The sequence below is a fragment of the Streptomyces pseudovenezuelae genome, from assembly GCF_029892565.1.
Classification (GTDB): domain Bacteria; phylum Actinomycetota; class Actinomycetes; order Streptomycetales; family Streptomycetaceae; genus Streptomyces; species Streptomyces pseudovenezuelae_A.
In genome coordinates, this window is record NZ_JARXVH010000004.1 from 358,028 (window position 1) to 369,455 (window position 11,428).

Below are 11,428 nucleotides of genomic sequence, written 5' to 3' on the forward strand. Positions count from 1 at the left end.
GTCGCAGGTCCACCGCGTGCCGACCCGCCGGCACCGCGATCGCGCCCGGCCGTCGCCCGCGTCCGGATCCGGCCGTCACGCTCCCGCCCGGCGGCTACCAGCGAGGCACGCTCGGCGTCTGCCACCCCGGCTCCGCGATCCGCATCGCCGCCGCGTCGTCCCGCTCGCGCAGCGAACCGTCGTCGTCGAGCCACCGCTGATGCAGCAACCGCAGCTTGTCGTGGTCGAGTTGGACGCCGAGGCCGGGTGCGTCGGAGACGGCGACCTTGCCGTCGTCGAAGGTGAGGCGCTCGGTGAGGACGTCCTCGGACTGCCAGGGGTAGTGGGAGTCGCAGGCGTGGTGGAGGTTCGGGACGGTGGACGCGACGTGGGTCATCGCGGCGAGGCTGATCCCCAGGTGGGTGTTGGAATGCATGGACACCCCGACACCGAACGTGCGGCAGACGGCGGCGAGTTGCTGGGTGTTGCGCAGGCCGCCCCAGTAGTGGTGGTCGGAGAGGACGACCTGGACGGCGTCCTTCGTGAACGCCTCCTTGATCTCCGCGAAGGTCGTCACGCACATGTTGGTGGCCAGCGGCACGTCGGTCCCGGCGGAGACCTCGGCCATGGCGGGCGTACCGAGGGCGGGGTCCTCCAGGTACTCCAGGAGGTCGCCCACCTCCTGCGCCACCTTGAGCGAAGTCGCCACGGACCAGGCGCCGTTGGGGTCCAGGCGCAGCGGATGCCCGGGGAAGGCCTCGGCCAACGCCCGTACGGCCGCGATCTCCTCCTCCGGCGGGAAGACCCCGCCCTTGAGCTTGAACGAGGTGAACCCGTACCGCTCCTTGAACTTCCGCGCCTGTTCGACCACCCCCGCCGGGTCGATCGCGGCACCCCAGTCGTCCTTCTCGCAGGCCACGCCCACCGGGTGGTCGGCCCACTTGTAGAACAGGTACGCGCTGTACTCGACGGCGTCCCGCAGCTTGCCCCCGAGCAGCGCGTGCACGGGCAGGCCGAGCGTCCTGCCGAGGGCGTCGAGGCAGGCGACCTCGAAGCCGGAGACGACGGACAGGCGCAGCTTCTCGGCGGTCTGGACGCCGCGCAGTCCGCCGACGTCGACCTGCGCGGAGACCCGGTCGTCGGCCACGGAGACCTCGTCGGCGATCGTGAACAGGCCGTTCAGATCGGTGACTTGACGACCCTTCAGTTTCTCGGCGAACGGCCGGGCCAGTTCCAGGTACTTGGTGTCGCCGTACGTCTCGCCGACGCCGGTGATCCCGTCGGCCGTCTCCACCTCGACGATCAGCCGGGGGGTGTACGGCTGGTGCACGCCCTGGGTGTTGAGCAGGGGCGGGTCGGCGATGAGGATCGGGGTCAGCCGGACGTCCGTGATCGTGGGGTTCACAGGGTGGCTCCTACGAGGTCGAGGCCGGTGGCGAGGAGGGTCTTGAGGTCGGCCAGGTCGGCGGCCGAGGGGTCGGTGAGCGGGGCGCGGACGGGGCCGACGGGACGGCCGCGCAGCCGGGCCGCGGCCTTGACCAGCGAGACGGCGTATCCCGGTACCCGGTCGCGGAGTTCGACGAGCGGGACGTAGAAGCCGCGCAGCAGCTTGTCGACCGTGCCGTCGTCGCCGGCGTTCAGCGCGGCGAAGAAGGCGTTCGCGATCTCGGGGGCGAAAGCGTGGACTGCGGAGGAGTAGGAGGGGACGCCGACGGTGGCGTAGGCGCGGGCCTGGATCTCGGCGGTGGAGGCGCCGTTGAAGAAGAGGAAGTCCTCGGGGGCGGCCAGGGTGAGGCGCTGGAGGCGGTCGAGGTCGCTGTGGCCGTCCTTGAGGCCGATGACGCCGGGGATCTCGGTGATCCGCCTGAACGCGTCGATCCCGAAGGCGACCTGGCCGCGCTGGTAGGCGATGAGCGGCAGCGAGGTGCGGGCGGCGATCTGCTCCAGCTGGGCGACCAGGCCGTCCTGCGGGGCGGCGACGAGGTAGTGCGGCAGGACCAGGAGGGCGTCGGCACCGGACTCCTCGGCGATGCGCGCGAACCGTACGGCCTGCGCCCAGCCGTATCCGATGCCGGCCACGACGGGCAACCGGCCGGCCGCCTCCTCGGCCGTGACGGCCACGACCCGGCGGTACTCGTCCTCGTCCAGCGAGAAGAACTCGCCGGTGCCGCAGGCCGGGAAGACGGCGCCGGGGGCGGTGGCGATCTGCGCCGCGACATGGGCGCGGAGGCCCTCCGGGTCAAGCGAGCCGTCGTCGTGGAAGCTGGTGAGCGGGAACGACAGCACGCCCCGTGCCATGCCGTCCCGCAGCCGCCGGACCGTGTCCCTGCCGAGGTCGCTGTCGAGGCTCACCCTCGTTCATCTCCCTATGTAGATGCTATCCATGTATGCAGATGAAGATTAGATAGGTGAACCTTGGGCGTCAATGGTCCGGTCATGTCCGTTTACGATCGGCTCATGCCGGAGACCGGGAGTGAGGCTGGCGGCGTCCGCGAGGTGAAGTCCGCGGCGCGCACCGTCGAGCTGCTCGAACTGCTCGCCGCGCGCGGCGACCGCCCCGCGCGCCTCCAGGAGCTCGCCGACGAGCTGGGCGTGCCGCGCAGCTCGATGTACGCGCTGCTCCAGACCCTGATCAGCAGGGGCTGGGTCCGTACCGACGTCACCGGTTCGCTCTACGGCATCGGCATCCACGCCCTGCTCACCGGCACCAGCTACCTCGACTCCGACCCGCGCGTGCGCGCCGTACGCCCGTATCTCGACGAGGCCTCCGTGGCGCTCGGCGAGACGATCCACATGGGACGCCTTGACGGCCGGGACGTGGCGTATCTCGCGACCCGGGAGTCGCACGAGTACCTGCGCACGATCCTGCGGGTCGGGCGGCGGCTGCCGGCGCACGTGGGCGCGCTGGGCAAGGCACTGCTGGCCCAGCGGCCGGACGAGGAACTGCCCGAGGAACCGTACGAGGCCCTTACCCCCAACACCCGCACGACCCGCGAGTCCCTCGCCTCCGACCTCGCCCTGATCCGCGCCCGCGGCTACTCGATCGACCGCGAGGAGGGCGTCCTCGGCATAGTCGGCTTCGGCTTCGCCCTGCGCTACGACGTCCCCGCCCAGGACGCGATCAGCTGCTCGGTACCGGTCGCCCGGCTGACGGCGGAGCACGAGGAGCGGATCGTGGCGGTGATGCGGGAGATCAGGGCCAAGATCGAGGCGGGGGCGCCTGCGGCCGGCGGCGCGGTGGACTGGCGTTAGCGCCGGCCGGACAGGCTGAGTTCACGTCGGCGTCGCTCTCCGCTACCCGACCTCCCCCGCCCCAAACACAACGTGCGCCACATCACACACCCCCGGCTTCTTTCCGGAACCGCGTGCTTGATGCAAATTCCTCGCGCGTTCCTGTCCGTCGACGGCCTGCGCCCAACCCCCTTCTTGAGCCGCTTCTTTCGCATGCCCTGGGAACGCCCGTGTTCGCCCCCCGCACCATCGCCTGGCCCCTCGTCGCCCTTTTCACGGCCGGGTACCTCGCTCCCTACCTCCTTCCGACCACCGTCGGCCGACTGGACTCCGGGCTGCCGCTGAGCGCCACGCAGGCCGGTGCCCTCGGCAGTGCGCTGCTGCTGAGTTCGGCCGCCGCCGGCTTCGTACTGGCCGCCCGCGTCGATCGCGTCGGCCCCCGCACCCTCGCCCGCATCGGCCTCGCCCTGGCCGTCCTCGGCTACGGCACGGCCGCCCTCACCAACGCCGTTCCCGCCGTCGTCGTGGGCGCGCTGGTCGGCGGCTTCGGCTCCGGTACGGCTACCACGGTCGCCGCCACCGGAATCGCCGCCCAACCCGACCCGCACCGCACCACCACGGTGGGCCTGCTCGGCGTCTCCGCGCTCGCCGGCGCGGTCTATCTGACGGTCCCGCACCTCGGTCCGGGCCACGGCCGGCCACTCGCCGCGATCGCCCTGACCGCGCTGCTCGTGTGGCCCTTCACCGGCCGGCTCCCGCTGCGCACGGCGGCAACGCAGTCCGTACTCGGCGGCAGCCGCCGCCTCCCGCACTTCCGCGCCGGTCTGCTCCTCGCCGTCACCATGCCCTGCTGGTCCCTCGTGCAGAACTCCCTGTGGGGCGTCAGCGGCCGGATCGGCCTGGAACAGGCGCGGTTGACGGAGACCACCGTCGGCGCGGTCTTCGCGGTGGCGCTCGGCGCTGGGCTGTTCGGCGTGACGGTCGCGGGCGCACTCGGCCCGCGCCTGGGCCACGCGCTGCCCATCGGTGCCGGTACGGCCGTCATCTCGCTGTGCATCCTGCTGAGCGCGTCCGCGAGCGACCTGACGACCTTCGCGACCGGCGAGATCGCCTGGAACCTGCTCTACCCGGTCGTCCTGTCGTACGTCATCGGCCTCGCCGCCTGCCTCGACCCGCGCGGCCGCTGGGCGGTCCTGGTCGGCGCGGCGTCCTCACTGGGGACGGCGGCGGGACCGCTGGCGGGGAGCGTGCTGGCCGCGCGGGCCGGGTTCCCGGCGATGGGGGCGATCCTGGCGGTCGGGCTGCTGGTGATCGCCGTACCGATGACCGCGGTCGCGCTGCGCTTCGGCAGGAGGCGGCTGTCGGTCGTCGAGATCCCGGTCATGGAGAGCCCTGGCATCGAGATCCCGGTCGAGACGATCCCGGTGGAGAATCCCGCGCCGCACACCTACGACACGACACCGGCCGCCTAGAACACGTACGTCTAGAACTCGTACGCGTCGACCTCGGCCAGGTACCTGGCCCGCAACTCCTCGTCGTCCTCCAGGAAGGACGCGACGAACGAGTTGCGGGCCAGCTCGCGCAACCGGTCCTCGGTCAGTCCCAGCTCCGAGCGCACGGCATCGAAGTTGTCGCCCGCGTAGCCGCCGAAGTAGGCGGGGTCGTCGGAGTTGACCGTGCAGAGGAGACCGGCGTCCAGCATCGCGGGAAGCGGGTGCTCGGCCAGGACGTCCACCGCGCGCAACCGGACGTTGGACAGCGGGCACAGGGTCAGCGGGATGCGGTCCCGGACCAGGCGTGCCACCAGCTCCGCGTCCTCCATGCAGCGCAGCCCGTGGTCGACGCGCTCGACGCCGAGGACGTCCAGGGCCTCGGTGATGTACTCCGGCGGGCCCTCCTCACCGGCGTGCGCGACGCGTCGTAGACCCAGCTCGGCGGCGGCCTCGTACACCTCGCGGAACTTCACCGGCGGGTGGCCGACCTCGGCCGAGTCGAGGCCGATGCCGACGATCCGGTCGAGGTACGGCTTCGCGGCCTCCAGGGTCCGCATGGCCGAGTCGGCGGACTCGTCGCGCAGGAAGCACAGGATGAGGCGGGTGGAGACGCCGTGGTTCGTCTCGCTGCTCCCCAGCGCCCGCCACAGGCCCTCCACCACCGTGCCCATGGCCACGCCCCGCGCGATGTGCGCCTGCGGGTCGAAGAAGATCTCCGCGTGCCGTACGCCCTGCGCGGCGGCGCGGGCGAGATAGGCGTTGGCGAGGTCCTCGAAGTCCCGCTCGGTGCGCAGGACGGCCATCAGCTCGTAGTAGAGGTTCAGGAAGGTCTGGAGGTCGTCGAAGAGGTACGCCTTGCGCAGTTCCTCGGTGTCCGCGTAGGGCAGCTCGACGCCGTTGCGGGCGGCGAGGGCGAAAGCGAGTTCCGGCTCCAGGGTGCCTTCGATGTGCAGGTGCAGTTCGGCTTTGGGGAGGGGCATCGCAGTATCGTACGGGCGTTTTATCTGCGCTTCGGAACCGGCACCCGCAGTAGATCGTGCGCCACGGTCAGCTCACCCTCGTAGCCCGCCGCCCGCGCCTGCCGCTCGAATTCGTCGGGATCGGAGTAGCGCTGACTGAAGTGCGTGAGGACGAGATGCCTTACGCCCGCGTCGCGCGCCACCGTCGCCGCCTGCCCGGCGGTCAAGTGGCCGTGGTCCACGGCGAGTTGCTCGTCCTCGTCCAGGAACGTCGACTCGATGACCAGCATGTCGCAGCCCTCGGCGAGGACGTGCACGCCGTCGCAGAGGCGGGTGTCCATGACGAACGCGAAGCGCTGGCCTCGGCGCGGTTCGCTGACGTCGTCGAGCGTGACGTCGCCGATGGCTCCCTCGCGCTGGATACGGCCCACGTCCGGGCCCTTGATGCCGTGCTCGGCGAGGCGGTCGGGGAGCATGCGGCGGCCGTCGGGTTCGGTGAGGCGGTAGCCGTAGGACTCGACCGGGTGGGAGAGCTTGCGGGCCTCCAGCGTGTAGGAGGGCGTGGTGACGAACACGCCGTCCGTGTCCACGGGGGCCTCCGTGATGCCGACCGTCTCACGGTAGGCGGTGGAGTAGCGCAGGCGCTCGAAGAAGTGCTGGCCCGAGCGCGGGTAGTGCGCGGTGATCTCGTGCGGGACGCGGTCGAGGTTGATGCGCTGGATGACGCCGGCGAGGCCGAGGGAGTGGTCGCCGTGGAAGTGCGTGACACAGATCCGGTTCAGGTCGTGCGCGGCGACGCCTGCGCGGAGCATCTGGCGCTGGGTGCCCTCGCCGGGGTCGAAGAGGATGCCTTCGGCGTCCCAGCGGAGGAGGTAGCCGTTGTGGTTGCGGTGGCGGGTGGGGACCTGGCTGGCGGTGCCCAGCACCACGAGTTCGCGTACGGACATGGCGGCTTGGTTGCCTAGCCGGGGGGCCAGGTCATGCCTCGGCCGCCCATGAGGTGCGCGTGGGCGTGGAAAACGGTCTGGCCGACGCCGGCGCCCGTGTTGAACACGATCCGGTAGCTGTCGAGCTTCTCCTCGGCGGCGATCTCGCCCGCCTCGCGCAGTACGTCGGCGGCGATCGCCGGTTCGGCGGTGGCGAGTTCGGCGGCGTTCGTGTAGTGGGCCTTGGGGATGACCAGGATGTGGGTGGGGGCCTGGGGGTTGATGTCCCTGAACGCGACGGTGGTCTGAGTCTCACGGACGATGGTGGCCGGGATCTGTCCTGCGGCGATCTTGCAGAACAGGCAGTCGGCCTGGGGGTCTCCTGGCATGCGCCGCTCCTCAGCAGATTGATCGAATACGGGGCATCGTATCGTCGTCGGGTACGGGTGGTTTGTGGCTGAGCGCGCCCACGCGGCGGAGCCGCAAATCGATACAGCCCCGCGCCCCTTACGTCGGCAGACCCGGCGGCGTCTTGGCGGGACTGGTCTCCAGGGACTCAAGTGCCAACCTGATCGCCTCGTCCAGTTGCGGGTCCCTGCCCGCCGCCCAGTCCTGCGGCCTCTGCAGGACCTCCACGTCGGGATCCACGCCGTGGTTCTCCACTCCCCACTCGTAACCCTCAAGCCAGAACGCGTACTTGGGCTGGGTGACGAGGGTGCCGTCGACCAGGCGGTAGCGGCTGTCGATGCCGATCACTCCGCCCCAGGTGCGGGTGCCCACGACCGGGCCGATGCCGAGGGCCTTGATGGCGGCGTTGACGATGTCGCCGTCGGAGCCGGAGAACTCGTTGGCGATGGCGACGACGGGGCCGCGGGGGGCGTCCTCGGGGTAGCTGTAGGGGCGGACGCCGCGGGGGACGTCCCAGCCGACGATGCGGCGGGCCAGTTTCTCGACGACGAGTTGGGAGGTGTGGCCGCCGCGGTTCTCGCGGACGTCGACGACCAGGCCCTCGCGGGCCACCTCGATACGGAGGTCGCGGTGGATCTGGGCCCAGCCGGGGGCCTGCATGTCGGGGACGTGGAGGTAGCCGAGGCGGCCGTCGGAGTGTTCGTGGACGTAGGCGCGGCGGTCGGCCACCCAGGCGTGGTAGCGCAGGGGCTCCTCGTCGGAGACGGGGACCACGACCGCGTGGCGCTGGTCGCCGCCGCCGGACGGGAGGATCGTCAGCTCGATCGGTTTGCCTGCCGTGCCGACCAGGAGCGGGCCTGGGCCGGTGACCGGGTCCACGGGGCGGCCGGCCACGGCGACGATCGCGTCGCCTGCGCGGACCGCGACGCCTGGCGCGGCGAGCGGGGAGCGGGCGTCGGGGTCGGAGGTCTCGGCGGGCAGCACCCGGTCGATGCGCCAACTGCCGTCCTCGTGACGGGAGATGTCGGCGCCGAGCAGGCCCTGGCGCTCGCCGTCGCCGTGGCCGCCGCGCGAGGTGACGTAGGCGTGCGAGGTGCCGAGCTCGCCCTGTACCTCCCAGAGGAGGTCGACGAGGTCGTCGTGGGTGGCGACGCGCTCCAGGACGGGGCGGTAGCGGTCGAGTACGCCGTCCCAGTCGACGCCGCCCAGGTCCGGGCGCCAGAAGTTGTCCCGCATGAGGCGGCCGGTCTCGGCGTACATCTGGCGCCACTCGGCGGCCGGGTCGACGGTCTGGCGGACGCGGCTGAGGTCGACGGTGATGTTGGTGTCGCTGTCGTCGTCGCCGGAGGCCCGCCGGTCGCTGGGGACGACCTTGAGCTTGCCGTCGGTCCACAGCAGGACCCGCTTGCCGTCGCCGCTGACCGCGAGGTGGTCGGCGTCGGAGGCGAGGTGCTCGATGCGCTGCTGGACCAGGTCGTACCGTTCCAGCGCGGTCCGCGGGTCGGGGTCGTCCGGGGTGGCCCGGGAGGCGCCGAGGACACCGCGAACCGGGTGACGCAGCCACAGCACGCCGTCCTTGGCCGCGCGCAGGGTGGTGTAGCGGGCGGCCTCGACCGGGAAGGGCACGATCCGGTCGGCGAGCCCTTCGAGGTCTATCCGGGTGCTGGGGGCGCCCTCGCTGTCGGGCGTCTCGTCCTTGTCCGGGGCCTCGAAGGGCCGGCCGTGGCGCTGCGGTCCGAACGGGGAGGGGGTGGTGGCCGCCAGCGTGATCAGGTGCGGTCGGGAGCCGCCGACGAAGGCCAGGTCGAAGACGTGCTCGTCGTAGACCGGGTCGAAGGAGCGCGCCGACAGGAAGGCCAGGTGCTTGCCGTCGAGCGTGAAGACCGGGGAGTAGTCGCGGAAGCGGAGCGGGGTGGCCTCGGTGACCGACAGGTCGGTGGTGTTGGCGAGGCGGAGCTGGCGCAGCGGGCGCGGGCCGGGGTGCGACCAGGCGAGCCAACCGGAGTCGGGCGAGAAGACCAGCCCGGAGACATTGCCGTCGGCGCTGCGGTCGATCTCGCGGACCTCGCCGCTGTCCCGCTCGACGAGCAGGACCCGTCCGTCGTGCGCGGCGACGGCGACCCGGCTGCCGTCGGGGGCCACGGCGAGGTCGAGGACCCGGCCGAGCTGTCCGGCGGCGAGCCGGCGCGGGGTGGCGCCCGGGGCGGTGCCGGTCGCGGGGGCGAACTCCAGGGCGTCGTCGCCCTCGGCGTCGGTCACCCAGACGACGTGTTCCTCGCCGTCGGCGCGGAACGTGCGCGGCAGACGGGCCCGGACGCCGGGTTCGGCGGCGAGCGCGCGGGCCGGGCCGGCGCGGTGGGTGACCCAGTGCACGGCGCCGCGGACGGCGACCGCGCTGCCGCGGGCGGTGTGGTCGGGGTGGGCGGAGCCGAACCAGCGGGCCGCGTTCACGGGGAAGGGCTGGAGGTCGGCGCGCGGTCCGCCGAGCCGGATGTCGAGGCGGCGCGGCTCGGCGTCGAGGCCGTCGAGGGTCCACAGCTCGCCGGCGCTGACGTAGACGAGCCGGCTGCCGTCGCCCGCCAAGTGCCTTGCGTAGAAGGAGTCGACGGGTGTGTGGCGGCGCAGGTCGGAACCGTCGGCGAGCGAGGAGTAGACGGCGCCGACGCCCTCGTGGTCGGAGAGGAAGGCGATCCGCTCCCCCACCCACACCGGGTTCTCCAGGTTTCCGTCCAACTCCTCGTGCAGGCGGACGAACTCGCCGTCGCCGTCCGGGTCGATCCACAGCTTGCCCGCGGTGCCGCCCCGGTAGCGCTTCCACCAGGCGGCCTCGCGGCCCATCGGCGCGGACAGCAGGACGGTGGACGGTCCGAAGGCCACATCGCCGACGGGTCCGTACGGCAGGGTGGTGGCGGGTCCGCCGTCCAGCGGTACTGCCCGCGCCCAGCTGCGGCGCAGGCTCGCCTGGCCCTGGGTGCTGATCGCGAGGACTTCGCCGTCCGGGGTCCAGCCGCGCACCTGGGTGCGCGAACTCCCCCAGTACGTCAGGCGTTTGGCGGCCCCGCCGTCGATCGGGGCCACGTGCACCTCGGGGGCGCCGTCACGGCTGGAGGTCCAGGCGACGGTGGTGCCGTCGGGCGAGATGCGCGGGTGGTTGACCGGCACGTTGTCGGCGCTGACCCGCCAGGCCCGGCCGCCGTCGAGGGGAGCGAGCCACACGTCGTCCTCGGCGGTGAACGCCACCGAGTCGCCGTGCGGATGCGGATACCGGATATAGGCGTGGGTCGCGGACTGTGTCACCCGATCACTCTATGCAGCCGCGCTCACCAGGCACAGGGGTTTGGATCACTTGCCTGCCGACCGTCCGGCCGGGTCACTTGCCTTCGACGGGCCAGCAACTGGGGTCGCCCTGGCAGTAGATCGTCCGCGTGACGGTCACAGTGACCGTGGGCTCTCCGGGCTGCTGGTAGGTGGCGGGCGGGTTGACCGGCGACGGGGTGGCGTTGCAGTTGCCGAGCCCGTTCACCCGGAACCACTCCTTGCCGCCCACCTTGGCGACCAACTGACCGCGCACGCACGACCCGTTCACCGCCCGGGTGACCGTCCCGGTGACGGTGATGTCCCTGCCGTCCTTGGTCTCGCCCTGGCAGTCCACGTTGGCGACGGTCGTCTCGCTCGCCGAGGGAGCCGTCTTCCCGGGCGTGTACGCCTTGTCGTTGCCGTAGTTGGCGGTGCAGCTGAGCCACTGCACGTCGACGTTCTTCCGCTCCAGCTCCTTGGTCGCGGTCTGGTCGGTCGTGTACGCCACCGAGGCGGCGCTCAACCCGTTGGGATCACACCCGACGGCCCCGCCGACACCGAGCACCACGAGCCCGGCCACGGCCAGCACCCGCGGCCCGCGCGGCCGGAACCAAATCCGCCTCAATGCCCCCATGGAGGGCAGCCTGCCACTTGGCACGGCACCACGGTAGACCGCATGCGGTCACCTTGGGAGGCTCACGGACAAGCTGCCGGACCCGAACACCCGCCCGGTGACCGTCAGCCGCGCAGCAGCAACCACTCCTGAAGTTCCACCAGATTGCCCTCGGGGTCCTTGAGATGGGCGACGCGCATGCGGTCGGTCAGGGCCGCGGGGCCGTGCAGGAGGGTCGCGCCGCGCTCGGTGATCTGGGCGCAGTAGGTGTCCAGGTCGTCCACGCGCAGGACCACGAGGGAGCGGTGGCCGGTGGCCGAGTCGCCGAGTTCGCCCAGGACTTCGGCCATCATGACGCGGTCCTGGAGGGCGATGCCCGCCGAGCCGATGGCCGGGCTGAACTTCTCGTACGGCCCCTCGGTCGCGCCCGACTGCGGCTTGAGGCCGAGGACTTCGGCGTAGAAGCGGTAGCAGGCGGCGAAGTCGCTGACGAGGAGGCGGACTTGGGCGAGTTCCATGAGG

General features: G+C 71.8%; 10 protein-coding genes. 2 read left to right on the forward strand and 8 right to left on the reverse strand.

Going from position 1 to position 11,428, the window contains the following annotated elements; translation table 11 throughout:
- Positions 1-94: 94 nt before the first annotated feature.
- Positions 95-1,384, reverse strand: coding sequence for a glucarate dehydratase family protein (locus tag M2283_RS14465; protein ID WP_280876593.1), 1,290 nt, complete (start codon positions 1,382-1,384; stop codon positions 95-97).
- Entirely contained in the window at positions 1,381-2,277 is an 897-nt protein-coding gene (locus M2283_RS14470; RefSeq protein ID WP_280876970.1) for a 5-dehydro-4-deoxyglucarate dehydratase, read from the reverse strand. The genes M2283_RS14465 and M2283_RS14470 overlap by 4 nt, the downstream gene beginning before the upstream one ends.
- Positions 2,278-2,436: 159 nt before the next feature.
- Here M2283_RS14470 and M2283_RS14475 point away from each other — a divergent pair, with 159 nt between their 5' ends.
- Together M2283_RS14475 and M2283_RS14480 are read left to right on the forward strand one after the other, a co-directional pair.
- Entirely contained in the window at positions 2,437-3,231 is a 795-nt protein-coding gene (locus M2283_RS14475; protein WP_280876971.1) for an IclR family transcriptional regulator, read from the forward strand.
- Positions 3,232-3,440: 209 nt separating this feature from the next.
- Positions 3,441-4,682, forward strand: coding sequence for an MFS transporter (locus tag M2283_RS14480; protein WP_280876594.1), 1,242 nt, complete (start codon positions 3,441-3,443; stop codon positions 4,680-4,682).
- Between the two features lie 11 nt (positions 4,683-4,693).
- On the opposite strand, the gene M2283_RS14485 is transcribed toward M2283_RS14480, so the two are convergent.
- From M2283_RS14485 to M2283_RS14510, 6 genes are all read right to left on the reverse strand, one after another.
- Positions 4,694-5,683 carry an adenosine deaminase gene (locus tag M2283_RS14485; protein ID WP_280876595.1) on the reverse strand — a complete coding sequence of 330 codons (990 nt, stop codon included), beginning with the start codon at positions 5,681-5,683 and terminating at the stop codon, positions 4,694-4,696.
- Between the two features lie 20 nt (positions 5,684-5,703).
- Positions 5,704-6,609: a ribonuclease Z gene (locus tag M2283_RS14490; protein WP_280876596.1), complete on the reverse strand. Its 906-nt coding sequence runs from the start codon at positions 6,607-6,609 to the stop codon at positions 5,704-5,706.
- 14 nt (positions 6,610-6,623) lie between these two features.
- Positions 6,624-6,977 carry a histidine triad nucleotide-binding protein gene (locus M2283_RS14495; protein ID WP_280876597.1) on the reverse strand — a complete coding sequence of 118 codons (354 nt, stop codon included), beginning with the start codon at positions 6,975-6,977 and terminating at the stop codon, positions 6,624-6,626.
- A 118-nt stretch (positions 6,978-7,095) separates the two neighbouring features.
- On the reverse strand, positions 7,096-10,293 hold the full coding sequence (locus M2283_RS14500) for a S41 family peptidase (RefSeq protein WP_280876598.1): 3,198 nt from the start codon (positions 10,291-10,293) through the stop codon (positions 7,096-7,098).
- A 73-nt stretch (positions 10,294-10,366) separates the two neighbouring features.
- Positions 10,367-10,927, reverse strand: a complete 561-nt coding sequence (locus M2283_RS14505; RefSeq protein ID WP_280876599.1) for a hypothetical protein — start codon at positions 10,925-10,927, stop codon at positions 10,367-10,369.
- Between the two features lie 104 nt (positions 10,928-11,031).
- A complete protein-coding gene (locus M2283_RS14510; protein ID WP_280876600.1) occupies positions 11,032-11,424 on the reverse strand; it encodes a VOC family protein in 393 nt (130 codons plus the stop codon).
- Positions 11,425-11,428: the final 4 nt, after the last annotated feature.